This is a genomic window from Caldibacillus thermoamylovorans (assembly GCF_000751775.1).
Classification (GTDB): Bacteria; Bacillota; Bacilli; order Bacillales; family Caldibacillaceae; genus Caldifermentibacillus; species Caldifermentibacillus hisashii.
On the sequence record NZ_CCRF01000008.1, the window covers coordinates 1 to 23,978 of the forward strand.

21 protein-coding genes, 8 tRNA genes, 1 rRNA gene and 2 pseudogenes are annotated in these 23,978 nt (G+C 36.3%); 24 read left to right on the forward strand and 8 right to left on the reverse strand.

The window, feature by feature from the left end:
• Positions 1 to 61: 61 nt before the first annotated feature.
• The 9 genes from rrf (at position 62) to BT1A1_RS00915 (ending at position 1,498) form a co-directional block, all read left to right on the forward strand.
• Positions 62 to 177: ribosomal RNA gene (gene rrf, locus BT1A1_RS00875) — 5S ribosomal RNA — on the forward strand.
• Positions 178 to 348: 171 nt separating this feature from the next.
• Positions 349 to 423, forward strand: a tRNA-Asn gene (locus tag BT1A1_RS00880).
• A 1-nt stretch (position 424) separates the two neighbouring features.
• Positions 425 to 497 (forward strand) — tRNA-Thr (locus BT1A1_RS00885).
• A gap of 283 nt (positions 498 to 780) precedes the next feature.
• Positions 781 to 855, forward strand: a tRNA-Glu gene (locus BT1A1_RS00890).
• Positions 856 to 858: 3 nt separating this feature from the next.
• A tRNA-Val gene (locus tag BT1A1_RS00895) sits at positions 859 to 934 on the forward strand.
• Positions 935 to 1,086: 152 nt separating this feature from the next.
• Positions 1,087 to 1,159: transfer RNA gene (locus BT1A1_RS00900), tRNA-Thr, on the forward strand.
• 22 nt (positions 1,160 to 1,181) lie between these two features.
• Positions 1,182 to 1,266: transfer RNA gene (locus BT1A1_RS00905), tRNA-Tyr, on the forward strand.
• A gap of 11 nt (positions 1,267 to 1,277) precedes the next feature.
• Positions 1,278 to 1,349, forward strand: a tRNA-Gln gene (locus BT1A1_RS00910).
• Positions 1,350 to 1,426: 77 nt separating this feature from the next.
• Positions 1,427 to 1,498, forward strand: a tRNA-Gly gene (locus BT1A1_RS00915).
• Between the two features lie 1,105 nt (positions 1,499 to 2,603).
• Here the strand turns inward: BT1A1_RS00915 and BT1A1_RS00920 are convergent.
• A complete protein-coding gene (locus BT1A1_RS00920; protein ID WP_034767128.1) occupies positions 2,604 to 2,795 on the reverse strand; it encodes a hypothetical protein in 192 nt (63 codons plus the stop codon).
• Positions 2,796 to 3,312: 517 nt separating this feature from the next.
• On the opposite strand from BT1A1_RS00920, the gene rocF reads away from it, so the two are divergent.
• The 3 genes from rocF (at position 3,313) to BT1A1_RS00935 (ending at position 5,853) form a co-directional block, all read left to right on the forward strand.
• Positions 3,313 to 4,212, forward strand: coding sequence for an arginase (gene rocF / locus BT1A1_RS00925; RefSeq protein ID WP_034767130.1), 900 nt, complete (start codon positions 3,313 to 3,315; stop codon positions 4,210 to 4,212).
• Positions 4,213 to 4,635: 423 nt separating this feature from the next.
• The gene (gene sigW, locus BT1A1_RS00930; RefSeq protein ID WP_034767131.1) at positions 4,636 to 5,199 is read left to right on the forward strand and encodes an RNA polymerase sigma factor SigW; all 564 of its coding nucleotides are present in this window, start codon (positions 4,636 to 4,638) and stop codon (positions 5,197 to 5,199) included.
• Positions 5,200 to 5,214: 15 nt separating this feature from the next.
• A complete protein-coding gene (locus BT1A1_RS00935) occupies positions 5,215 to 5,853 on the forward strand; it encodes an anti-sigma factor family protein (RefSeq protein ID WP_072012623.1) in 639 nt (212 codons plus the stop codon).
• Between the two features lie 30 nt (positions 5,854 to 5,883).
• Here BT1A1_RS00935 and BT1A1_RS17605 read toward each other — a convergent pair.
• Positions 5,884 to 5,955 (reverse strand): annotated as a pseudogene (locus tag BT1A1_RS17605) (AAA family ATPase); the annotation flags it as partial.
• A gap of 835 nt (positions 5,956 to 6,790) precedes the next feature.
• Between BT1A1_RS17605 and cdaA the strand changes: the two are divergent.
• From cdaA to BT1A1_RS19545, 7 genes and pseudogenes are all read left to right on the forward strand, one after another.
• Positions 6,791 to 7,624, forward strand: a complete 834-nt coding sequence (cdaA, locus tag BT1A1_RS00940) for a diadenylate cyclase CdaA (protein ID WP_034767134.1) — start codon at positions 6,791 to 6,793, stop codon at positions 7,622 to 7,624.
• 6 nt (positions 7,625 to 7,630) lie between these two features.
• Positions 7,631 to 8,869, forward strand: a complete 1,239-nt coding sequence (locus tag BT1A1_RS00945) for a CdaR family protein (RefSeq protein WP_034767135.1) — start codon at positions 7,631 to 7,633, stop codon at positions 8,867 to 8,869.
• Between the two features lie 61 nt (positions 8,870 to 8,930).
• Complete coding sequence (gene glmM / locus BT1A1_RS00950; RefSeq protein ID WP_034767137.1) at positions 8,931 to 10,280, forward strand: phosphoglucosamine mutase; 1,350 nt, start codon at positions 8,931 to 8,933, stop codon at positions 10,278 to 10,280.
• A gap of 656 nt (positions 10,281 to 10,936) precedes the next feature.
• Complete coding sequence (glmS, locus tag BT1A1_RS00960; RefSeq protein WP_034767142.1) at positions 10,937 to 12,739, forward strand: glutamine--fructose-6-phosphate transaminase (isomerizing); 1,803 nt, start codon at positions 10,937 to 10,939, stop codon at positions 12,737 to 12,739.
• A 444-nt stretch (positions 12,740 to 13,183) separates the two neighbouring features.
• On the forward strand, positions 13,184 to 13,645 hold the full coding sequence (locus BT1A1_RS00970; RefSeq protein ID WP_231553254.1) for an HAD-IIB family hydrolase: 462 nt from the start codon (positions 13,184 to 13,186) through the stop codon (positions 13,643 to 13,645).
• Positions 13,646 to 13,840: 195 nt separating this feature from the next.
• A complete protein-coding gene (locus BT1A1_RS19540) occupies positions 13,841 to 14,140 on the forward strand; it encodes a hypothetical protein (RefSeq protein WP_141227998.1) in 300 nt (99 codons plus the stop codon).
• Positions 14,059 to 14,490, forward strand: a pseudogene (locus BT1A1_RS19545) (PQQ-dependent sugar dehydrogenase); the annotation flags it as partial. The gene BT1A1_RS19540 and the pseudogene BT1A1_RS19545, both read left to right, overlap by 82 nt.
• 185 nt (positions 14,491 to 14,675) lie before the next feature.
• On the opposite strand, the gene BT1A1_RS00980 reads toward BT1A1_RS19545, so the two are convergent.
• Positions 14,676 to 15,701: a sensor histidine kinase gene (locus BT1A1_RS00980; protein ID WP_034767144.1), complete on the reverse strand. Its 1,026-nt coding sequence runs from the start codon at positions 15,699 to 15,701 to the stop codon at positions 14,676 to 14,678.
• Complete coding sequence (locus tag BT1A1_RS00985) at positions 15,698 to 16,369, reverse strand: response regulator transcription factor (protein WP_034767146.1); 672 nt, start codon at positions 16,367 to 16,369, stop codon at positions 15,698 to 15,700. Before BT1A1_RS00985 ends, BT1A1_RS00980 begins: the two co-directional genes overlap by 4 nt.
• Positions 16,370 to 16,580: 211 nt before the next feature.
• Between BT1A1_RS00985 and BT1A1_RS00990 the strand changes: the two genes are divergently transcribed.
• The 4 genes from BT1A1_RS00990 to BT1A1_RS19550 all read left to right on the forward strand — a co-directional run bounded on the left by BT1A1_RS00990 (position 16,581) and on the right by BT1A1_RS19550 (position 20,222).
• On the forward strand, positions 16,581 to 17,348 hold the full coding sequence (locus tag BT1A1_RS00990; protein WP_034767147.1) for an ABC transporter ATP-binding protein: 768 nt from the start codon (positions 16,581 to 16,583) through the stop codon (positions 17,346 to 17,348).
• Entirely contained in the window at positions 17,335 to 19,260 is a 1,926-nt protein-coding gene (locus tag BT1A1_RS00995; RefSeq protein ID WP_034767148.1) for an ABC transporter permease, read from the forward strand. The genes BT1A1_RS00990 and BT1A1_RS00995 overlap by 14 nt, the downstream gene beginning before the upstream one ends.
• Positions 19,261 to 19,671: 411 nt before the next feature.
• A complete protein-coding gene (locus tag BT1A1_RS18945) occupies positions 19,672 to 19,815 on the forward strand; it encodes a hypothetical protein (RefSeq protein WP_197057051.1) in 144 nt (47 codons plus the stop codon).
• Positions 19,816 to 19,883: 68 nt separating this feature from the next.
• Complete coding sequence (locus BT1A1_RS19550; protein ID WP_311316096.1) at positions 19,884 to 20,222, forward strand: CBO0543 family protein; 339 nt, start codon at positions 19,884 to 19,886, stop codon at positions 20,220 to 20,222.
• Here the strand turns inward: BT1A1_RS19550 and BT1A1_RS01005 are convergent.
• From BT1A1_RS01005 to BT1A1_RS01015, 3 genes are read right to left on the reverse strand one after another with little or no spacing between them, the layout of a single operon-like run.
• A complete protein-coding gene (locus BT1A1_RS01005) occupies positions 20,151 to 20,807 on the reverse strand; it encodes a TetR/AcrR family transcriptional regulator (RefSeq protein ID WP_034767149.1) in 657 nt (218 codons plus the stop codon). The two genes, BT1A1_RS19550 and BT1A1_RS01005, sit on opposite strands and share 72 nt — an antisense overlap.
• A 17-nt stretch (positions 20,808 to 20,824) precedes the next feature.
• Complete coding sequence (locus BT1A1_RS01010) at positions 20,825 to 21,889, reverse strand: ABC transporter permease (RefSeq protein ID WP_034767151.1); 1,065 nt, start codon at positions 21,887 to 21,889, stop codon at positions 20,825 to 20,827.
• Between the two features lies 1 nt (position 21,890).
• Positions 21,891 to 22,610 carry an ABC transporter ATP-binding protein gene (locus BT1A1_RS01015; RefSeq protein ID WP_034767152.1) on the reverse strand — a complete coding sequence of 240 codons (720 nt, stop codon included), beginning with the start codon at positions 22,608 to 22,610 and terminating at the stop codon, positions 21,891 to 21,893.
• Between the two features lie 168 nt (positions 22,611 to 22,778).
• Between BT1A1_RS01015 and BT1A1_RS01020 the strand changes: the two genes are divergently transcribed.
• On the forward strand, positions 22,779 to 23,081 hold the full coding sequence (locus BT1A1_RS01020) for a hypothetical protein (protein ID WP_051988944.1): 303 nt from the start codon (positions 22,779 to 22,781) through the stop codon (positions 23,079 to 23,081).
• 165 nt (positions 23,082 to 23,246) lie between these two features.
• On the opposite strand, the gene BT1A1_RS01025 is transcribed toward BT1A1_RS01020, so the two are convergent.
• Positions 23,247 to 23,537 carry a site-specific integrase gene (locus BT1A1_RS01025; RefSeq protein WP_034767154.1) on the reverse strand — a complete coding sequence of 97 codons (291 nt, stop codon included), beginning with the start codon at positions 23,535 to 23,537 and terminating at the stop codon, positions 23,247 to 23,249.
• Positions 23,538 to 23,978 lie beyond the last annotated feature (441 nt).

Consider the following 23,978-nt stretch of genomic DNA (forward strand, 5'->3'; position numbering starts at 1 on the left):
TGAAGTATGTGTTGCAAACTCACATATTATTTAGTATAATAAAAAATGTCATTGATAATTGTCTGGTAATAATGGCGAGAAGGTCACACCCGTTCCCATCCCGAACACGGAAGTTAAGCTTCTCAGCGCCGATGGTAGTGAAGGCCTTGCCTTTGCGAGAGTAGGACGTTGCCAGGCATGTTTTATATTCTAATGTTATTACAAAGATTTCCTTTTGAAGGACCATAACTTTAGTCGTGTAGAATCTTTGGAACATTATTTATTAAATAAGTTGAAAATTGACTTAAAACATTTATTATTTACAAAAGGTAATTTTTAAAAGATAAACTAGTGGTAAAATTTTATTGTTCCGCAGTAGCTCAGTGGTAGAGCAATCGGCTGTTAACCGATCGGTCGTAGGTTCGAATCCTACCTGCGGAGCCATGCTTCCATAGCTCAGCAGGTAGAGCACTTCCATGGTAAGGAAGAGGTCATCGGTTCGAGCCCGATTGGAAGCTTTTTAATAGTGTAAATTAAATGCGGTTTCGGTATTTATTCGAAACCGCTTGTTTTTATAACTTGATATGGATATCTTTAACATGTTTCAAAAAAGTATATAAAAAACCCACCTTTTAAATGCTACCTTCGTCCTAATGCCTTCAAATTATTAGTCCAGTAAGACAGATTAACATTTAAGGAATAAGATAAATATCAGAAAATAAAAACTTACTATCTTCTCTTTACAATCATGCGCATTCTTTATATAATAATAAGCGTCAACTTGCGTGAGTAATTTATTGTGGCCCCTTGGTCAAGCGGTTAAGACACCGCCCTTTCACGGCGGTAACACGGGTTCGAATCCCGTAGGGGTCACCATTTGGAGGTTTAGCTCAGCTGGGAGAGCACTTGCCTTACAAGCAAGGGGTCGGCGGTTCGATCCCGTCAACCTCCACCACTTTTTCTTTTAAAAATAATATTGACCAATATTATTACTCTTTAACAAGTTTTTACCAAGTATGTTGGTTTGCTTTGATACACAAATTTTGCTAAAACGAGAAAAGGATTAGGTCAATAAAAGAAATCTTTATTAAAGACACAAAGTTATTTGCCGACTTAGCTCAACTGGTAGAGCAACTGAATCGTAATCAGTAGGTTGCGGGTTCAAGTCCTGCAGTCGGCATAGCTCCATAATTAACATAAATGGAGGGGTAGCGAAGTGGCTAAACGCGGCGGACTGTAAATCCGCTCCCTCAGGGTTCGGCGGTTCGAATCCGTCCCCCTCCACCATAAAAACATATTGGGCTATAGCCAAGCGGTAAGGCAACGGACTTTGACTCCGTGATTCGTTGGTTCGAATCCAGCTAGCCCAGTCATTTTATTCAAAAGATAAAAAATTTATGATGTTAAAGGGAGTAAATTTGTTTTTATCTTAATTTAAAAAATTTGTGCGGAAGTAGTTTAGTGGTAGAACATCACCTTCCCAAGGTGAGGGTCGCGGGTTCGAGTCCCGTCTTCCGCTTATATTGCGAAAAACATTAAAAAAGGCGAATCTTGAATATTCAAGGGTCGTTTTTTTGTGGAACAATTTTTTATCGTTCCACAGGCAACTAATAGGCAATTTCCTATTTTTCGGTTCGACATAACCACTATAAAAACTAAATAAGAAACGAATCCGTGGAAAAAATAGATTCAGACATGTGCCAAACTATCCTTAAGAAAAGCCTAAGCGATCAAAATTAATTAACAACCACATCAAACTGTCCTTAAGAAGTGATCTCGCTTGCCGGACAAAATACGGTCAGAGTGGCGCTAAACTGTTACACTTTCAATTATTATATGTCCATAAGTAAATATGAATTTACTGAAGTTCTGTGGGATAAACCCAATAATCTCTTTTGTTCAAGTTGATATTTTTGTGCTTTTTCAGTGACCTTACTACGGATTTTTCAAACGAGAAAGCCCATCGTCTTTAGACATGGGATGATAGTGAGTCTTGCAATTTCAGTTGTGATGTAATTTGGTTAATGAACAGGTTTTGAAACGAGCCTTAGACGAACGTTAAAGTGGCACAACAGTGCGAGCTTTGTTCGTGAAAGTCTTATCGAAAGAAACCAGTGTCTCTATGTTGTAATTATTCATTAGAAATAATGAATAATTAGAGTATAGAAGAAGTTTGCGTAGATAAGAACCTGCCGATTTTAGTCGTACAGAGTTTCAGAAACACTAATCATGAAGAGGTAATACTGCTAAAGTATTATTCGTTAGTCAAGTATCGATGCCTGGTTATGAAGAAATCTGATAATGAGAACAATTTCCTGTATTCTCTAAGGTAAAGACCCTATAAACCCAATTACATTCTAAGGATATTTGTAATTTTCCGTAATTAAGAGTTTTTGGAATGACCGTTCCTTGTTGACAAGAACAAAAACCGTTACAAACATGGTGTCCCTTCAGTTGTTTTATGACAAGATCTTGATAGACCTATCCACCGGTAAAGATGCTTCGTTTCATGCCGGGTACAAAAATTGCAAGTCAAAAAGAAGGGATTTCTATAATGTAGTTTGCAGAGATATTCTAAGGACGATTCCCCTGGCAAAATTGACTGTAAAAAAAGTGATTTCCTCTTAGCTAAATGTGTCCTCGCTTTTTAAAAATTTTTCACGCTCTTCAATTAATTTTTTAAATTCCTCAATATCTTCAAGGGTGGCTTTATTCTTGATGAAACTGCGCGCTCGGGATCGTGCACTAATATAGTTAGCATAATCCTTATTTTTTTCTTGCCACTTCTTATTTGCCTCGGTTTGTTTTTTGGGCATGAAGTTTATCCCTCTCTTTCAGCCATTTTTTAACGATTGGTAAAGATACCTGTTTAAACACCGGATTAGTTACAACCATACAGCCTTAAAGCTGCGAAACATCAGAAAAAGGCACCCAGGGATAAGGAAGCATACCAAATCCGCATGACTTAATTATAAATATAACTACTTGCGAAAAAAATACAACTAAGAAAGTGATTTTTGCTAAATGAAGGGCTAAGAAATAATTTGCCCAAAATAATTTTATCACACAATTTATTTACTTTTTAGCAGCAAAAGAGCTAAAAAGTACGCAGTTTTATCGCCCTAAATATGGGCCAAAAACGCTGTAATTACAATGTTCCAGACGGTTTTCAGTGTCAAACTTGAGAAAGGAATCTACGAAAGCATTCCTTTCCTTTTCTTATAATAATTTTTCCTTGATTGCTATAATAAAAGTGTTTATTTATACCATTTTTTGCTAGGTTGAGTCATCGCTTGAAGGCATTTACAATATGTTTTAGGGGGGTAGAAAAAGATGAGAGGAAAAATTTCAATTGTGGGAGCACCGATGGATTTAGGGCAATTACGCAGGGGTGTCGATATGGGTCCGAGTGCAATCCGTTATGCGGGGGTCGTTGAAAGGCTGGAATCCCTGGGTTACCAAGTGAATGATTTAGGAGATATTGAGATTGGTAGAGATCGATTGACAACAGATCCTTTAACAGGGTTGCGAAACTTAGAAGCGGTTGTCCAAGCGAGTACAAAAATTGCAGATAAAGTCGACAAAATCATGAAAGAAGGTTCCTTTCCACTCGTACTTGGCGGAGACCATAGTATTGCGATTGGAACACTTGCCGGCATTTCAAAATATTTTAAAAGACTCGGGGTTATCTGGTTTGATGCTCATGGAGATTTAAATACACCGGAAACTTCACCATCGGGAAATATTCATGGCATGTCCCTAGCGGTCAGTCTTGGATTAGGTGAAACGACGCTTACGCAAATTGGTGGCTATTGTCCAAAAATTCAACCTGAAAATATCGTCATTATTGGTGCCAGATCATTAGATGAAGGTGAAAAAAGATTAATTAAAGAAAAAGGAATCAAAGTATATACCATGCATGAAATTGATCGTCTGGGCATTCCAAAAGTTATAGAAGAAACGATTGCATATTTTAAAGATCGTACAGATGGTGTTCATCTTTCATTAGATTTAGACGGGTTGGATCCACTTTATGCACCGGGTGTCGGCACTCCGGTAGAAGGCGGCTTGAATTACCGGGAAAGTCATTTGGCTATGGAAATGTTTTTTGAATCGGAAATGATTACGTCAGCGGAATTCGTTGAAGTGAATCCTATATTAGATGAGAAGAATAAAACGGGGATACTTGCCGTCGGATTAATGGCCTCGCTTTTTGGTGAAAGTCTATTATGAATCAGCAAAATAACCGTAAATTTTATATAACTAGTGATTAAGGGTTCTCATTTTAAAAAGTAAATGGGGACCCATTTATTTTACATGTACGCCCGTATAAATTTTGAGGTAAGGATACAAATTCCACATAACAGGCAACGGCCGGCGTGATTTTTGTGACGACGGAAAGTAGAAAATTCCGGAAATGATACAAATCTCATGTAACAGGTAACCACCGCGATTTTTTTACACCATAAGTAAAAATTTCCAATAATAATACATATCCCATGTAGCAGGCAATTCCAAGTGTTTTCCTAATTGTATATATAGAAAATTTCTAGTTTTTCCCTCAATAAAAAAATAATTCATAGTATAATAAGATTAATGAAACTTTTCTTTTGCTGTTTCGTAATATAAATAGCCGCATAGAGCGGAGGGTTATGAATGGATGAGTTTGTGAAATCACGGATAAAACAAGTGCGAAAAGGGGACCAAAATGCGTTTGGGGAGATCGTTGAATTATACAAAGATAAAGTATTTCAACTTTGCTTCCGAATGTTGGGGAATTCTCACGAGGCTGAAGATATTTCACAAGAGGCTTTTATACGTGCATATATAAATATTGAACGATATAATATTGACAGAAAATTTTCCACGTGGTTATATCGTATTGCAACCAATTTATGTATCGACCGGATCAGGAAAAAGAAACCTGATTATTATTTAGATGCTGAAGTGGCAGGAACAGAAGGGTTGACCTTATATTCACAAATACCCGCCAGCCAACTTGCACCCGATGAAGAGGTTTCAAAAATTGAATTGCAAGAAATCATTCAAAATGAAATTCTAAAATTGCCGGAAAAATATCGGGCAGTCATAGTTTTAAAATATATCGAAGAACTCCCCCTATTGGAAATTAGTAAGATTTTGGATCTTCCCATTGGAACTGTCAAAACGAGAATACATAGAGGGAGAGAAGCTCTTCGCAAACAACTCCGGCATATTTGAGTGAGGTGAAAACCTTTGAATCGATGTCCTGAAATAATAACTGAATATATGCATGAATATTTAGACGGGGAAATTTTACCGGAACATAAAAACATATTAACCGTACATTTAAAATTTTGTGCCGACTGCCGCCAACATTTTCAGGAACTTGAAAAATCCATTGCTTTAGTAAAAAGTATCTCACATGTTCAAGCACCGACAGATTTTACGCAAAAAGTGCTGATGAATTTACCGAAAGAAAAGAAAAAAGTAAGTGTGAAACGATGGTTCTCAAGACATCCGGTATTAACGGCTGCAAGCATCTTTTCCATATTTATGGCTGCAAGTTTATTGTCTCATTGGTCGGGGGATGACTTTTCTGTTACAAAAAACCCTGATTTAGTTATTGAGAATAACACAGCCATCGTGCCTGAAGGAGAAACGGTTACAGGAGATATTGTTGTAAAAAATGGCGATATCCGTATTGACGGAAAAGTTGACGGTAGTGTAACAGTCATTAACGGGGAAATCGTTAATGGGGAATCATATATGGCCTCGGCCGGTCAGGTTACAGGCGATATTGTGGAGATTAATGAGGCATTTGAGTGGTTATGGTATCAAATGAAACATATTTTTGAAAGTACAATGAACATGTTAACGGGTAAGGAAAAATAACAATTATTCATGGAGGCCCTTTCTTACCCTTTCTTTTAGATTATAGATAGAAACACCGGTAATATCAGATGGCAACAAATCCGGCGTAAATTGAATGCTAGTCATTTTACTATCGGGGATGAGGATTCTGAAGAAAAGACATGTATATTGTGATCATATTTCTTGTCCTTGTAGGTTGTTACAAAAAAACAGGTAGACCAATAGCAGTGGGGATTCTTAATTTTGCGGCCCTTTTCTTGCGATAAGTTCTGAGTTCTTAAAGTATAGTTTTTTTTAGAATAACGAAATAACAGGAAATATTGAGTGAAAGCATCTCCCTACGTGAGGGAAATAAGAAAATGGTTTGACATAAGTGAATGACGTCTTCATTTTAGAGTTTTAACTATGTTTTGAAATATAACTGTATTCAAAAACCCTTTCTGTATATTATAAAGAATAAGCACACAAGGAAAGCTTCCAAATCTTTCCGTGTGCTTTTCTTTTTGCAAGTATTAGTTGGTTTTCATACATTTGGAGATGGTCTTCTGCAAAAAATGGTGAAAAAAATTTCTGTTTCCATGAGTTATGGTATAATAAAAAAATATGATATACAGTAAAATACTTAGTAACCCCCATACTTGTATATCGTTAACTGAATGTCTATTAAAGGATAAAAAAGCTAATCAAATTAGAATGATATATCACTTTTACAACGTTTCAGTTCCAGGGTAAGTGAATAAAGGGGAAATTGTTGCCTGTACGCTCAACAAACAAAATCTTTGTCAATCATGTTCACTTTTAGAATATAGGATATAATAGGGGTATGTGGACTGATTTATTTGTTGAAAAAGGCATCTTGCTGGTTGTCAATTTTGCCTTTGGAATGTATGTGGACCAATTTACTTGTTAAAAGGATGGACTGAAACGTTTTTGCATAGATAATTGGAGGAAGGTTTTTATGCCATTTGCTGATTTTTTTGCCGATTTTACGATTGTTGATTATATAGCGAGTGTTGTTGATATTCTAGTTGTATGGTATCTAATTTATAAAATATTTATGGTTGTCAGGGGAACGAAGGCTGTTCAATTAATCAACGGAATATTTATTATCCTTATTTTACGTGGTTTGAGTAATATAATTGGATTAAGAACTCTGGAATGGTTAATGGAGCAGGTGATTGAATGGGGCTTTCTGGCAATCATTATTATTTTCCAACCTGAATTACGGCGTGCCCTGGAACAACTGGGTCGTGGTCGAATTTTTACAAGGCAAAGACAAAAAGAGGAAGAAAAGCAAGAACAAATTGTAAATGCCATCGTAAAAGCTTGCGAGTATATGGCGAAGAGACGGATTGGAGCCTTAATATCAATTGCCCAAGAGACCGGAATGAATGATTATATTGAAACTGGCATACCGATGAATGCAAAAGTTACATCGGAACTTCTAATCAATACATTTATTCCCAACACGCCCTTACATGATGGGGCAGTGATCATTCAAGACGATGAGATTAAAGCGGCAGCCTGTTATTTGCCTTTATCAGAAAGCCCGTTTATTTCAAAGGAACTTGGTACAAGGCACAGAGCAGCTGTTGGAATTAGTGAAGTTACCGATAGTATTACCGTCGTTGTCTCAGAGGAAACAGGAGGGATTTCATTAACGAAAAATGGAGAACTTCACAGAGAAATTAAACTAGAACAGCTCCGGAGCATGTTAACCGAAAAGTTAGTAAAACCTTTGGAACCCCAAACCACAAGTAATCTTTGGAGCAAGTGGGTGAAAAAGAGGTGATAAAAGATGGATAAATTTTTAAATAAATTAATGGAAAGCAAATGGTTTGTCCGGGGTCTTGCCTTAGTACTGGCTTTACTCTTATATATAACAGCTTATATAGACCAAATGGGTCCTGCATCAGGTGCCGCCAGGGATAATACAACCACGGAAACGATAGAGGATGTACCTGTTGTTTTATATTATGATGAAGAAAATTTTGTCGTCACCGGTGCTCCACAAACTGTTGACGTCATTGTTGAGGGCAATAGCAGTTTAGTTAAATCGGCTAAAAATTTGAGGGATTTTACAGTTTATCTTGATTTGACCAAGGCAGAAATAGGTACACAGAGGGTGAAATTCCAAATTCGTGATATTTCGGATAAATTAACTGTCTCTATAAAACCTGAAGCAGTGAATGTAAATGTTCAAGAAAAAGTAACAAAGGAATTCACTGTTGATATACAGTTTAATAAAGCTCTTCTGGAAGATGGCTACCAAGCAGAGGAACCGGTTATAAAACCAAAAAAAGTTAAAATTACAGGCGGAAAAGATGTCATTGATCAAATCAATTATGTAAAAGCAATTGTTGAGCGAAATGAGGTTATTGATAGAACGTTTACTCAAAAAGCGAGTGTATCCGTTCTTGACCAAAACTTAAATAAACTAAACGTACAGGTAGAACCGGCCGAAGTGGAAGTCACAATTCCGGTTAAAAGCCCACAAAAAACGGTACCTGTTGTTATTAAACAACAAGGAACACCGAAAGAGGGGGTAAGCATTAAAAATATTGAACCGGCTGTACGAGAAGTTGTTCTATATGGAAGACAAAGTGCATTAGATAAAATTTCAAGTATCGAAATTCCGGTAAATGTGGCTAATATTTCGGGTGATCAGGAACTAACAATTCCAATCACTTTAGGAAATGGGATAACTGCTGTGACACCTGAAGCAATTAATGTAAAAGTGACGACTGAAACGAAAGAAACAAGGACGATTAAAAATGTCCCGGTAAACTATACCGGATTAAGTAATCAATATGCACTTGATTTCCTTGATCCGGATAACGGACAAGTCGATATTGATGTAACCGGGACACCGGAAGTTTTACAAAATATAAATGCTGCCAGTTTTAATCTGACCGTTAATGCGGAAGGGTTAACTGAAGGAGAACATGAGCTGAAAATTCAGGCAGAGGGTCCTGATACGATAGATTGGAAACTTAAACGAACAACAGTAAAAGTAAAAATTACAGCTGAAGGATAATAGAAGAGCCGGAAAGTTGAGTTATCACCGGTTAATGATTGGAAAAAAGGAGAGAGTTTTTATGGGTAAGTATTTTGGAACTGATGGAGTTAGAGGAGTTGCAAATAGTGAGCTGACACCGGAAATGGCATTTAAATTAGGACGCTATGGCGGATATGTTTTAACGAAAGATGCGGAACGTCCAAAAGTCTTGATTGGACGGGACACTCGCATATCCGGTCACATGCTGGAAGGTGCGCTCGTGGCCGGGCTGCTTTCAATCGGTGTTGAAGTAATGCGATTAGGTGTTATTACAACTCCGGGTGTTGCTTACTTAACGAAGGCCTTGAGTGCACATGCCGGCGTAATGATCTCAGCCTCCCACAATCCGGTTGAAGACAATGGAATCAAGTTCTTTGGTCCTGACGGGTTTAAACTAACAGATGATCAAGAAGCAGAAATTGAACAATATCTTGATATGAATGAAGACAATTTACCAAGACCAGTAGGAAAGGATCTTGGTGTCGTGAATGATTACTTTGAAGGCGGGCAAAAGTACATACAATATTTAAAACAGACCGTCGATGAAGATTTTTCCGGAATTCATATTGCACTCGATTGCGCCAATGGATCGACTTCATCTTTAGCAAACTATTTATTTGCCGATTTAGACGCCGATTTATCAACAATGGGTGCATCACCGGATGGTTTAAATATCAATGATGGAGTTGGGTCAACCCACCCGGAAGCCCTTAAAAAATTTGTTGTTGAAAAAGGAGCGGATGTCGGTTTGGCATTTGACGGTGACGGGGACCGGTTGATTGCGGTTGATGAAAAAGGAGAAATTGTTGATGGCGACCAAATTATGTACATTTGTGCCAAGTATATGAAAAATGAAGGCAGACTGAAACAACAAACTGTCGTCTCAACTGTCATGAGTAACCTTGGTTTCTATAAAGCTTTAGAAGCACTTGAGATTAAGAGTGTTCGGACAGATGTAGGAGATCGCTATGTTGTAGAGGAAATGAAAAAGAATGGCTATAATCTTGGAGGCGAGCAATCCGGGCATATTATTTTCCTTGACTATAATACAACAGGTGACGGAATGTTAACAGGACTGCAATTGATAAATATTTTAAAACAAACGAACAAGCCGTTATCGGAGCTTGCAAAAGAAATGAAAAAATACCCGCAGAAACTCGTCAATGTCCGGGTGAACGATAAATATCACGTAACCGAAAATGAAAAGGTAAAGGCCGTAATTGAAGAGGTAGAAAAAGAAATGGCAGGAAACGGACGAGTTCTTGTCCGACCATCCGGTACAGAACCACTCGTGCGTGTCATGGTAGAAGCACCGGGCGAACAGGAATGTGAAGCTTATGTGAATAGAATTACCGCTGTTGTAAAAGAAGAAATGGGAAATCGTGAATAACACGGTTGTAAAAAAATTCAAGCGATTGTAAAAAGGCAGAACGCGATTTACTTTTAACATATGCATAAAGGAACGGTTCAATTCCTTTATGCATATATTTTATTATCCGCTCTTTTTGGTATTTAAAAAGAAGTAACTTCAGTCCTTACCGGATTTCAACGATCCTATGAACGCCAAGGTAAAGCATGTGAATAATTTCCCTATTGACTAAAAAGAGTGGATTGAATTATGATGAATATGTCCTGTTAATTTTTTGGAGGAAAGGAGGATCGTATAAGTCAGTTTAATAAAGCGCCAGAACTAGTAAAGGTCCCATTTCACTCAAGGACTGGAGAGTTTATCAGTCAGAATGTTTCTGTGCTTGTATATTCCTTTGTCAAACAGGGTATGCACGTATCTTGATGAAGAAAGATTCATGAATGATAAACTAATGGGAACCGTAATACTAGTTGACGAGGAGAAGGTTTATCGAGTTTTTCGGCGGATACCTTCCGACTTTGCGCATAGTCGAGATTTCTCTCTAAAACAAAGAGGTGACTTTTTGGACAAAGGAGAGAAAAATGCGCCATTACAAATGGAGATAAGGGGGCAAGATGTCCCTATAAAATCCATATATAGTTGACCTCTTGCCCCCGGACATTAGGAGGCTGGAAACTATGTGTGGAATAGTTGGTTATATCGGTAATAAGGACGCTAAGGAAATTTTATTAAAAGGACTTGAAAAACTTGAATATAGAGGATACGATTCTGCCGGGATTGCCGTTTTAAATGAAGAAGGAGTCCATCTTTTTAAAGAAAAAGGACGGATTGCTGATTTACGATTTATTGTTAATGAACAAGTAAAGGCAAACGTTGGAATCGGTCATACTCGTTGGGCAACTCACGGGAAACCAAGCAAAGTAAATGCTCACCCGCATCAAAGTGCAACGGGACGGTTTACAATCGTGCACAACGGAGTAATTGAAAACTACGAACAATTAAAAGCGGAATATTTGTCGGATATCTCACTAAAAAGTGACACCGATACGGAAGTCGTTGTTCAATTAGTTGAGAAATTTGTCAATGATGGATATGCTGTTCAAGAAGCTTTCCAAAAGACGTTGAAAATATTAAAAGGATCTTATGCTCTAGCTTTACTTGACGAAGAAAATAAAGATGTTATTTATGTTGCAAAAAATAAAAGCCCGCTACTTGTCGGTCTAGGTGACGGCTTCAATGTGGTCGCATCGGATGCCTTGGCAATGTTACAAGTTACAAAAGAATTTCTGGAATTAATGGATCAAGAAATGGTTATTGTCACGCGGGAAAATGTGGAAATTTTTGACTTAGATGGAAGAAAAGTTGAACGAAAACCGTTTATTGCTGAATTAGATGCCAGTGATATTGAAAAGGGTACGTATCCCCACTATATGTTAAAAGAAATTGATGAACAGCCATTTGTTATTCGGACAATTATTCAAAAGTATTCCAATGATAATGGTGAATTGGTTATTGATCAAAATATTCTTGGAGCCATTAATCAAGCAGACCGGCTCTATATTATTGCGGCTGGAACGAGTTATCATGCCGGTATGGTCGGGAAAAATATAATTGAACGGTTGGCAAAAATTCCGACTGAAGTACATGTGGCCAGTGAATTTGGTTACAACATGCCATTGTTATCGGAAAAACCATTGTTTATTTTTATCTCACAGAGCGGAGAAACAGCAGACAGCCGTGCCGTTCTTGTTCAAATTAAGAAAATGGGTTATCAAGCATTGACCATTACGAATGTTCCCGGGTCTACGTTATCTCGTGAGGCAGATTATACATTGTTGCTTCACGCCGGTCCGGAAATCGCTGTTGCATCGACAAAAGCTTATACGGCACAAGTGGCGGTGTTGTCCATCTTGGCTGAGGTTGTTGCAAGAAGCAAAGGTCTGCCCATTGATGTGGATCTCGTCCATGAACTTGGCATTGTTGCGAGTGCCATGGAGGAACTTTGTGATACGAGAGATGCATTTGAACAAATCGCAAGTGACTATTTGTCTTTTGCTCGTAGCAGCTTCTTTATCGGTCGTACGTTAGACTATGCCGTTTGCTTAGAAGGTGCCTTGAAGTTGAAGGAAATTTCCTATATTCAGGCTGAAGGTTTTGCCGGTGGAGAATTGAAACACGGTCCTATTGCCTTGATTGAAGAAGGCACACCGGTCTTTGTCTTATCAACTCAAGAGAACGTTAATTTGCCAATTCGCGGTAATGTAAAAGAAGTTGCGGCCCGTGGTGCTAATGCGTGTATCATTTCTATGAAAGGACTGGAAATGGACGGTGACCGTTTCGTCTTACCGCAAGTGCATGAATTATTAACACCTCTTATCTCTGTTGTACCAATGCAATTTATCGCATATTACGCCGCCCTTCACCGCGGCTGCGACGTTGACAAACCACGCAACCTCGCAAAATCAGTGACGGTGGAATAATCAGTTGGCCCTCTTGGACATAACAAGGGGGCTCTGTTGTTTCCATATCTTCCTGCTACTTTCTCGTATCTTCCTGTTATTTTCTTCTTCCCTCTGTAATAAAGTCGGTACCCATGTAATAAAGTTGGTATCGGAAGCGGAAGAAGCAAGAGAAGAAACGGGCGGGAAGTGGATATGTATCAAGAGGCAATCGGGATTATTTCCCAACAAGAAATCAATAAAATTTCGGGCTGGATCCAATAAGGGTTCAGCTCCTTTTTTCTTTATCCAATACCCCTTCAATTCCTTGTCTACTAAAGGTTTTAAGCATTCTTTCTCTATTCTCTTCTTTCTATTCCATTGTTTTCCTCTTTTAGGTTGGGAAATTATTTTCCATAATGGAATCCGTTCAGAATTGATCTTAAATTACAATATTAAATGCAACGCTTTCTGAAAAACCAATGGGTGGTTAGTGACAGGCAAAATGAATGGGTTCTACAAGAACAAAAAATTACAAATATCTCTCCTATTCAGCGTCAACTCCCCTCATTTATTGAAGAAAACCATGATATCCATAAATGTTTGTGTATGGGAGAACCACAATTAATTAATCAGCTTGAATCAACATTAAAGGATAAATTCCCTAATTTAACTATCTATAAGTCAAAGGATACCTATTTAGAAATCATGTCAGGTAACGCTTCGAAGTCTAATGCTATTAAAAAGCTAGAGAACCTATATCAAATTACAAATCAGGAAATCATGGCCATTGGAGATAATTTTAATGATATGGATATGTTAAAATATGCAGGTTTAGGTGTTGCGATGGGGAATGCACCAGAGGAGGTAAAAAAGATCGCTGATGAGGTCACTTTGAGTAATAATGAGGATGGTCTAAAACATATTTTACAAAAGTATTTTGAGTAAAAGTAAGGCAATAAAAATAAAATTAATTATCAAATGATGGAGGTTTTCTTTCCTCCGCTATTTTATAGAATTCGATGAAAAAAATTTTGGATCAAGTTGACGCGGCATATGAACGAGTTTTAGCTTCCAATGTATAGTATCGATTCGTAATTGACTTTAGTACAATGTTAATAGTTGGGAAAGCGGTGATTGCCATTGAAAAAAATTGTTACTGTATATATTACGCTTATATTTTTATTAATCGGTTGTTCTTCAAATAATCAACAAACTACAGTGCATAATAGAAATGAGCAAAACAAACCAAAAAGTCAGCAAGAAAATGATGAATTAGAAGTGATTGCGGAAAATCTTGACGTTCCTTGGTCAATTGAAAGAATGAATGATACCTTCTATCTGACTGAAAGATCTGTATCCGTAATCCTCAAGGAATTACTTGGTTGCCTGATGGAACACTATTTGCTAGTGAGCACGGAAACAGCGCCAATGATGAAATAAATAGAATTGAAGCCGGTCAAAATTACGGTTGGCCAATTATTGAAGGGTATGAAGAACAAGATGGAATGGTTTCACCGCTATTCACCTCTGGGGATGAGTCAACTTGGGCACCGTCTGGAATGGGTTATCATAACGGTAAATTGTATGTTTCCGCATTAAGAGGAACTGCCGTTTTAGAATTTGACCTTGAAACAGGTGAATATCGTGAAGTTATTACAGATCTGGGCAGAATTCGAGATGTGCTTATTGAAGGTGATAACCTTTTCTTCATTAGTAATAATTCAGATGGGCGAGGAAATCCACAAAAAAATGACGATAAGTTATACCGCATCTCACTTTCAAAAAATTAGTTTATCGGTGGAGATTTGTGTAAAGTAGGGAAAACCGAGGCAAAGTAACCTTTTAGGTACCAACTTAATTTGCCTACAGGCGTAAAAGAGGATCCTTGGGTTTGGATAAAAACAGTTTAATACATATATCATGGTAATAAAGCAGAGAATTCTTGTCTCTGCTTTATAAAAAGATAATTTTTGGCTTATAAATTATAGTAATTTCTCATTTTAGGGAAGTGAATAATAACCTTTGTGAATTTATGTTCCTCAGATTCGATCGTAATATCATGCCCTAATTTTTTTGCCAATTGTTTAGCCAGATATAGTCCGATTCCGGTAGATTTGGCATAACTTCTTCCAATCGAGCCGGTAAATCCTCTTTCAAAGACTCGATTAATATCTTCCGGTTTGATACCAATGCCATTATCTTCAATGATTAGCCTTTTTTCTTTACTATCTTCATCAAATTTAATGGCGATTTTACCATTCTCATCTGTGTATTTTAAAGAATTTGCGATGATTTGATCGATGACAAACCCGAGCCACTTACTATCACTTTGAACAAATTGCTCTTTCGCTTCCATGTAAAAGTGAATGCCTTTAGATATAAATAATTTTGCATATTTTTTCACACTATTTTTAATGATTTGATTTACATGTACTTCCGTGATAAAGTAATCCTTTGAAAACGAATCAATACGGGAATAATAAAGTGCTTGCTCAATATAGTTATCAATCTTATTAAGTTCATCCTCGAATTTATCGGCAAGTAATTCAGTTGACATATCATCACTATTTTCAATCAATAACCGGCTTGCAGCAATGGGTATCTTAACTTCATGAATCCAAGATATAATGAATTCTTGATGTTCACGTTTTTCATCATACAATGTCTGAAGCTCATTGGTATAGTTTTGATAAATTTTTTTAAAAAGGTCAAGAAATTGCTTTTGTTGATAAGTTTGGGCTTTGGGTAGCATTGCTAATATTTCTTCGTGTTGACTTTCAATAACTTCAGTTAATGGTTGAAAAAACTTTTTCCGATAAAAATAGCCAATAGTTGTATAGAGGAGTGCAAAAAAGAAACAACTAATATTTATGTACAAAATATTGCTCCCTATCTCTTGATGATTGCCACCTAAAAACATAATTAAAGAAACAAATGTCATGATGATTAAATAAAATACCCAGAAATAACGTTTATCTTTTATATATTCAAAAAAGCTCATTGGATTATGTATCCCTCACCTTTTTTGGTTGTAATAAAATTCTTTTTTCCAAGTTCATCGATTTTTTTCCTGAGACGAGCGATATTTACGGTTAACGTATTATCATCTACAAAGTTTTCATCCTTCCAAAGGCTTCGCATGATTTTTTTTCGGTTAACGACGGATCCTTTATTTTGCAGGAGTAGCTTAAGAATAAGAAATTCTGTCTTTGTCAACTCCACGTTTTTATCTCCATAAAGTAGTTTCCAATCTTTCAAGTTCAATATGATTCCCTCATGTTCAAGTACGTTTGGTTCTGTATCCGTATACGAATAGGACCTGCGCAATAGAGCATTGATTTTAGCCAATAGAACATCCGTATCAAAAGGTTTTTGGATAAAGTCGTCACCGCCCATGTTCATGGCCATCACCATATCCATTGCTGTATTACGGGAAGAAATAAAAATTATCGGCACTTGTGAAACTTCTCTAATTTTATTGCACCAGTGAAATCCATTGAAAAATGGTAAGTTTATGTCTAATAACAGAAGATGAGGTTTTTCGTTTAAAAATGCTTCCAATACATGTTCAAACTCCTCCAGTTTTATAACTTCAAAGTTCCATTTTTCTAGCATGTCACCTAACAAATCCCGAATCGTATGATCGTCTTCTACAATCATAATTTTCATAGGCCAAACTCCTGTTTCATTAATGTATTTAGTATTTGATTGATATTAAGAAACATGCATCTGTTCACTCAACTTTATCTTATCATATAAAATCTTTCGTATTAGTGACAAAAATGTAAGGTTTACCGTTTGACTTGTAAGGTTACATAAAGCGAGTTCCGTTTACAATAGAACATGTGATAGAAAGAATTCTTTTTGGGGGAAAAATTAAATGAAAACAATAGTCGATGCAAAACGAATCAAAAAAGTATATGGGGCAAGAGGAAATGTTTTTACAGCACTTGATGATATCGATTTAACGGTTCAAGAAGGGGAATTTGTAGGAATTATGGGGCCTTCAGGTGCCGGAAAATCAACATTGCTGAATATTTTAGCAACGATTGATGAGCCGACATCGGGTGAGGTTACCATTGATGGAACAAGCATCACCAAGATGAGTGAAGAACAATTATCTGCCTTTCGTCGGGATAAACTTGGCTTTATTTTTCAAGATTATAATTTGTTAGATACGCTAACGGTAAAAGAAAATATTGTACTTCCATTAGCTTTAGCAAAAATAAATGTGAATGATTTAGAAAGAAGAGTTCGTGAAGTAGCGGATAAGTTTGGAATCAGTTCTATTTTAGAAAAATATCCGTATCAAATCTCTGGTGGTCAAAAACAGCGCACAGCTGCTTGTCGTGCAATCGTAGCAAAACCAAGTTTAATCCTGGCAGATGAACCGACCGGAGCGCTAGATTCCAAGTCCGCGACAGATTTGTTAGAAAGTCTAAAGGATTTGAGTGAACAAGATAAAGCAACGATCCTTATGGTTACCCACGATCCGTTTGCTGCAAGTTACTGCCAGCGAGTCCTTTTTATTAAAGACGGTAAACTATTCACGGAACTAGTAAAAGGAAAGGAACACCGCAAAGACTATTTCAACAAATTGTTGGATGTATTGTCGGCACTTGGGGGTGGAGCAAATGACGTTATTTAGTTTAGCAAAGAAAAATATTAAGGGAAATATTAGTAATTATCTCGTCTACTTTGTATCGTTAGTGTTCAGTATGGTTATCTACTATACCTTTGTATCGTTACAGTATAGTAAAGAAATTCAAGAAAGTATTGAGTTGTCGGATACTATGAGCTTCATGTTTTTGGTATCATCCTTCATGTTAATTTTGTTCGTAGCGATTTTTATTTTTTATTCGAATTCATTTTTTACGAGAAAAAGGAAAAAGGAAATCGGGTTGTACTCAATGCTCGGGCTACGTAAAAAAACAATTGCAAAAATGTTGTTTTATGAGAACTTAATCATGGGATTAATTGCATTATTTATTGGACTTATTTTTGGGACATTGTTATCAAAATTGTTTGCCATGATATTAATCATGCTAATGGGTTCAACCGTTGAAGTTGATTTTGGCATATCAGTTCTAGCCATTATCCAAACAGTCATTGTATTTTTAATTATCATTTTAATGACATCAATTCAAGGTTATCGTTTGATTTATCGTTATAAATTAATTGAGTTATTTCAGGCGGAGAAACAAGGAGAAAAAGAAATAAAAGCGTCATTTCTATCAGCCATCACTGGAGTTGTTTTGTTAGCAGTTAGTTATTGGCTTATTTTAAGACCATTTCCGGATGAACTAGACGGAGCATATTTGCTGAAAAACTATGGTCCTGCCCTAATAGCTTTAGTTATTGGTACTCTGCTTTTTTTCCAATCTGTCATCGTCTATTTACTGAAGTTTTCTAAAAAAAATAAGCCGTTTTATTATAGAGGAACGAAGCTAATTGAAGTATCTCTAATTTTGTTTCGGGTTCGGGGGAATGCTCGTACTTTTACGGTTATTGCGTTATTGAGTGCAGCAACGATTAGTTTTTTTGGTGCAACATACAGCGGCTATTATAGCAATGAAAAAAATGCGGAAGAAATGGTTCCGTTTAGCTACAGTCATTTATCAAAAGAGGAGGACTTCGATCATCAAGTAAAGAAAGTGATTGAAGCTGATAAAAGCCATCCAATCATTGCACAACTTGATATTCCGGTTATTGAGGACAATGGTAAGCTTTCATTTTCACTGGATTACGAAATAAACCCGATAAAATTAATCTCAGAAAGCACCTTTAATGAAGCATCAAAGGGTTTGAACAGGAATGAAACGGTGTCACTATCAGGAAACCAAGTAGCAGTAATCAAGCCGAGGTTAACAGAATATACGGAAGCGGATTTTAAAGGAGAAAAATTAATATTAAAATTACCTCAAGAAAATCGAAAACTAACAATCAAAACGATGCTTGAAGGAAGTGTTTTGCCCTTTGATTATCCTGATTTCTTTGTCGTTGTAAGTGATGAAACATTTGATGAACTTGCCAAAAAGAATGCACCATTAGTATATAAAGTATATGAAGTGGAAGATGAGGCCATGGCAAAGGAAACATCTAAAGAAGTAAATAAGCTTATTGAGGGAGATTTCCAGTCTCATTCATCATTTTATATGGAATATAAGGAAGGAAAAGAAGGAAATGCATTAACTCTATTTATATTCGGATTTTTAGGATTGGTATTTTTAGCTGCAACGGGGAGTATTATTTACTTCAAACAATTAACGGAGGCAAACGAGGCAAAGAAGAATTATGAAATTTTAAGAAAAATCGGTGTTAGTAAAAAGGATATTCGTAAATCCATCAAGAAACAGACGCTATTTGTATTTGGCTTGCCTTTAATAGTAGGACTCATTCATAGTAGTGCTCTGTTGAGTTTTATTAGCAATTTTTTATCCAGTTTAATAGGAGAGAGTATTATAATCCCGATTCTTACAGCTATGTTAGCTTTTGTTGTCATATATACCGGATATTACGTCTTGACGGCAAACACGTATGACAAAATTGTGAATAAGTAAAATTAAAAACTTATCAATAATAAGGAAAATCTCAAGTTTTATTAGCAAAAATTTAATTTTCCTCCTTATCCTAGTAGGTATTTAATGGGGTTGATATAATTGAGATTTATATATATACCGATAAGATATCCTACGGTAATAACGTTTGTTTTCTCAATCATTAAGCCTATCATTAAGTATCTTGGCAAACTGGCTCGCAGCATTAAAAGTGTGTAAAAACTAGACACTCTTGCATAATAAGTTTGTGATGTTAGAGAGGCTGATATAATTTTTTTCATAGACTTCACAGTTAATCTTATTTCATGGCTTTTACCCAATGTGCAACATTAACCAACGATGTAAAGATGTAAATTGGTTGCAAATACGGATAAAAACCAGTACAAGTAATAAGCTAGTACTGAGGTGAATGTCATGGGTGGCAAGAAAAATGAAATGAAGTTTTTATATGGATTACTTATCCTTTCCATTGGATTATTGCCTGTCCTTATGAAACGTCCGCCTAAAAAGGACTGGCTGTTTGCATATATGTTTAACGCAATTACCAATATATTTTAGACAAATGGGTTACGGCAGGCTATATTTCGTATCCCACCCGATTATTACCAAACATATTTCACATACACATTCTATATGATGTTCTCCTTTATCCGATGTTTACGGTTATATACAACCAAATAACAAGTAAAGATAAACTAATAGCGGTTATTTATAAAGTATTCTTTTTTTCGGTCCCGCTCACAATTTTTGAGTCTTGGGCTGAACGAAAGACTGGTTTGATAAAATGGATCAGTGGTTGGCGATGGTATCATACTTTTCTTAGTGTTAATTTGAAGTCGTTAATTACAAGGGGGATGGTATCAATCCACAGAAAATGTGTCACTGAGGGAAGATCAGGGATTAGGGGCACTCCCAATCCCATTTATAATAAATCGAACAATATGATCAATTTCTTCATCGTTTAGATATTGACGATTTAGTAAGGCAAAACGTGAAATGAAGAAACCAAATACAGTTGTAGCTAACACATTTTTAATCTGGGAAATGGGAAGATCAATGACTTCACCTCGCTTTTGAAAAACGTCGATAACCTTTCCTAAACGTGGTGAAGCCTGTTCAAATATATAAGGAACTAGTTCATTTTTCAACTCTTCTTTATAAATCATTTCCTTGATGAAGACTTGGAATATTTCCTGGTTATCTAAAAGAAAATGCGTACGATTTTTCAAAAACTTTCTTAAAAACTCTTCAAAGGATATATTATCAGTCATCAGTTCTTCAAATAATTCATCTGCCATTGAGGGGAAAAGCTCTTTTAAGAACGGAACCATGATCGATAATAATAAGTTTTCTTTTGTTCCATAATGTTTAAAAATTGTTCCTTCCGCTACTCCCGCAAGTTTAGCAATTTCTGCTGTCGCTGTATTCGAATATCCTTTTTCTGCAAACAGCGAAATGGCTACTTCCATAATTTTCTTTTGCTTGGCTGTTTGGTTATCGGATTTCTGGATAATTTCCGCCATTTTATTCAATAAATTACTATTTCCCATTTCAGTCACCATCCTTTTTACAGTTTACGATACTTCTTGAGGGCAAACAAATTACATACAATAAATACTGCGGCAAAAGCCAATAAAATGTATAAATTCTGGCTTATGTCGGATAGGGATAATCCTTTATACATGACACCTTTTAAAGCATCAGCAGCATAGTACAACGGCATAAATTTAGCAAAGACCTGCAACCAGTCGACCATTCCTTCAATGGAAAAAATACCCGAAAAGAAAATTTGTGGAACGATGACTAATGGAATAAACTGAACCATTTGAAACTCGGAATTTGCAAAGGAAGACAATAAAATTCCGAGCGACAATGCAACAAGAGCTACAATAACATTGATTAAGATAACATTCCAAATGGAACCAACTAAAACGATATCTAGCACATAAATCGCAAATAGGACAATCACAATCGTTTGTAAAAAGGCTAATAGACCGTAGCCGATTAAATAGGCTGCAACAATCTCGCCTCTTTTAATCGGTGTTGCCATTAAACGCTCCAAAGTTCCGGTTGTTCTTTCATTTAATAAGCCGATGCCGGAAATTAAAAAAACAAAAAAGAAAACGAAAAACCCAACTAACATAGGACTAAACGTATCGAATAGTTCAGTGTCACTGCTTCCATATACATATTTTGTTTGAATGATCGCATCTTGAAGTTGCTTCCTCTGGATATTATTTGTGTCCAAGAGTTGTAATTGAGCTCGTTTGTTAAATATTTGCCGTACTTTCATTTCTAAATTTTTGGCTACCGTTGGGTTATCGTTAAGTAATGTTAATGTTGCTTTTTCCCCTTTTACTTCTAATAATCCGTCTAAATCATATTTCAACATGACCTCATCCGTGTTGGAAACCCCTTCATAATTTTTGACAACGATGTCTGCCTCTTTTAAAGATTGAATGATTTGCTTTTTCCCATTTTCGATTCCTAAAACAGGATTCACTGTTTTCCCGTTAAAGACGAGGTCCATCAGTGTTAGTATTAATAAAGGGGCGATAAATAGCAGGGCTAAAGTCCGTTTATCTCGTAAAATTTGCAACAAGATTCTTTTAATAAGCGCTATCGTTCTCATTTTACATCCTCCCCGCTGCCAAAAATACGTCATTTAAGTTATCGGCCGCATATTGTTTTTTCAATTGTTCGGGTGTTCCGGTCGCAATGAGTGAGCCTTCGCGAATCATGGAAATATAATCGCATTTTTCTGCCTCATCCATGACATGGGTCGTAACAATAATCGTTTTTCCGTCCTCATTTTTTAATCGGAGTAGTTCATTCCAAATACTTTCTCTTAATTCGGGATCAATGCCGACTGTTGGTTCATCTAAAATGAGTACTTTCGGATTTTGAATTAGAGCAATGGCGAGTGATAATCGGCGTTTCATCCCCCCGGAATAGGCTGATACCTTTTTATTTAGGTCTGATGTTAAGTTGACTAATTCCGCAGCATATTCAATTCTACGTAACCGTTCCCCTTTGTTTAATTTATAAAGGGAAGCGAAGAACGTTAAATTTTCCTTACCGGTCAGTTGGTTGTACAAGGCATCGGATTGAGCCATATACCCAATTTCTTGTAAAATGGGCAAATTCGGCATTTTTTCACCTAACAAATAAATTGCCCCTTGATCAGGCACTTCCATTCCGACAATCATTTTAACGAGTGTCGTTTTTCCTGCCCCGGATGGCCCGATGAAACCATAAATATTTCCTTCCTGTATGTCAAAATGAATGTCTTTTAAGATAGTTTTTTTACCAAAGCTTTTACTAACATTTTGAATGGATATGGATGGATTCATTAATTATGTTCCTCCTTTTAAAAAGTGAGTACTCAATCACTATAAATCAAAGTATATGAATGTTTTTATAAAAAGTCAACAAAAAAGTGAGTGAGTACTCAAAATTTCCCTGCACTGTCATTTTTTTGGAAAGAAGGATACTCACTAGGAGTAGGGTTAACTGAATCGATGGTGGAAGCTGGTTATTTGGAAAAAGAGGAAAAGGAGTTTAAAGTGACTCCCAAAGGTGAACAATTTTTCGCAGACTTCGGTATAGATATAGCTGTGATAAGAAAAAAGCGTCGATCCTTTTCTCGTGCTTGTCTGGATTGGAGCGAACGACAACATCATCTTGCAGGTGCTTTAGGTGAGCAACTTGCCAGTCGTCTTTTTGAATTAGAATGGATTGTTCGCTTACCAAAGACACGTGCAGTCAAAATTACTGAAAAAGGAAGGGCAGGGTTAAGGGACTATTTTCATCTCTCTGTTTAAAAAGTTCGACACGGTATTGTAGTACTATATTCAATATGCTTACTCAAGAAGTGCCTGTTTGTAAAAATGAGGGTCTTTAATTTTATATTTGGGAGTTTTTCTATATAATTTTTAAAAGACCTATAAGATGACGTCCTTATTTAAAGAAACTCTTAATGTGGCACCTTACTGGGCTGAAACACAGAACATAGAAAGTGAACGGAGGGATGACTTATGACGATTTACCGTTTTGACATCGATTTGCTTTATTTCATCTTCCTTTTTAGAAACCCTATATTTTTTCCTACCAAGAAATTTAAAATAGTTATTTGCATCAGCAAGTGACAATATTTCTAAAGCTTGAACAGGAAAAGATCTAAGCGATTCACAATCAACAATTTTCTCAGCAATCAACCATTCAAAGAAGTTTTTAAACATTTCGGACATAATTAAATAAGGTGAGGGATGGGCGAACATCCAATTTGTCATCTACATATTTTTCAACAAAAAATGGCATTTCCTTTAATAAATTCCTTCATAATATTCATGTTGCTTAGAGATAGCCAAAAATCACCTCACTATATAGAAACTATTGTTCGTATAATACGTATTTTACGAATAATATAATAGACTTAAATAATACTAATTTGGTATAATTAAAAGAGACTAGAAATAATTTCTAGTCTCTACGTTTTACTAGCTCAGCCCTGCCTTTAACGGTAGCGGGGAAAAGCTAATTCCCGTTCACTGTATTAGCAGCTCTGCCTAAACGGTAGCGGAGAAACTAATACATCTTATCTATTATAATACATAAATTTCATTGACTAGTCAATGATTAAAATTTTTGGGGTATGAGGATATGAACTATCTAATTTATTTTGATGAATCTAATAAAATTGATCAGTTTAACAAAAAATT

What these genes read in the sequence shown, in the direction of transcription:
- BT1A1_RS00920 (WP_034767128.1), bottom strand. Translation starts at nt 2,795, where the DNA reads ATGCCCAAAAAACAAACCGAGGCAAATAAGAAGTGGCAAGAAAAAAAT.
- rocF (WP_034767130.1), top strand. Translation starts at nt 3,313, where the DNA reads ATGAGAGGAAAAATTTCAATTGTGGGAGCACCGATGGATTTAGGGCAA.
- sigW (WP_034767131.1), top strand. Translation starts at nt 4,636, where the DNA reads ATGGATGAGTTTGTGAAATCACGGATAAAACAAGTGCGAAAAGGGGAC.
- cdaA (WP_034767134.1), top strand. Translation starts at nt 6,791, where the DNA reads ATGCCATTTGCTGATTTTTTTGCCGATTTTACGATTGTTGATTATATA.
- BT1A1_RS00945 (WP_034767135.1), top strand. Translation starts at nt 7,631, where the DNA reads ATGGATAAATTTTTAAATAAATTAATGGAAAGCAAATGGTTTGTCCGG.
- glmM (WP_034767137.1), top strand. Translation starts at nt 8,931, where the DNA reads ATGGGTAAGTATTTTGGAACTGATGGAGTTAGAGGAGTTGCAAATAGT.
- glmS (WP_034767142.1), top strand. Translation starts at nt 10,937, where the DNA reads ATGTGTGGAATAGTTGGTTATATCGGTAATAAGGACGCTAAGGAAATT.
- BT1A1_RS00980 (WP_034767144.1), bottom strand. Translation starts at nt 15,701, where the DNA reads ATGAGCTTTTTTGAATATATAAAAGATAAACGTTATTTCTGGGTATTT.
- BT1A1_RS00985 (WP_034767146.1), bottom strand. Translation starts at nt 16,369, where the DNA reads ATGAAAATTATGATTGTAGAAGACGATCATACGATTCGGGATTTGTTA.
- BT1A1_RS00990 (WP_034767147.1), top strand. Translation starts at nt 16,581, where the DNA reads ATGAAAACAATAGTCGATGCAAAACGAATCAAAAAAGTATATGGGGCA.
- BT1A1_RS00995 (WP_034767148.1), top strand. Translation starts at nt 17,335, where the DNA reads ATGACGTTATTTAGTTTAGCAAAGAAAAATATTAAGGGAAATATTAGT.
- BT1A1_RS18945 (WP_197057051.1), top strand. Translation starts at nt 19,672, where the DNA reads ATGGGTGGCAAGAAAAATGAAATGAAGTTTTTATATGGATTACTTATC.
- BT1A1_RS01005 (WP_034767149.1), bottom strand. Translation starts at nt 20,807, where the DNA reads ATGGGAAATAGTAATTTATTGAATAAAATGGCGGAAATTATCCAGAAA.
- BT1A1_RS01010 (WP_034767151.1), bottom strand. Translation starts at nt 21,889, where the DNA reads ATGAGAACGATAGCGCTTATTAAAAGAATCTTGTTGCAAATTTTACGA.
- BT1A1_RS01015 (WP_034767152.1), bottom strand. Translation starts at nt 22,610, where the DNA reads ATGAATCCATCCATATCCATTCAAAATGTTAGTAAAAGCTTTGGTAAA.
- BT1A1_RS01020 (WP_051988944.1), top strand. Translation starts at nt 22,779, where the DNA reads ATGGTGGAAGCTGGTTATTTGGAAAAAGAGGAAAAGGAGTTTAAAGTG.
- BT1A1_RS01025 (WP_034767154.1), bottom strand. Translation starts at nt 23,537, where the DNA reads ATGTTCGCCCATCCCTCACCTTATTTAATTATGTCCGAAATGTTTAAA.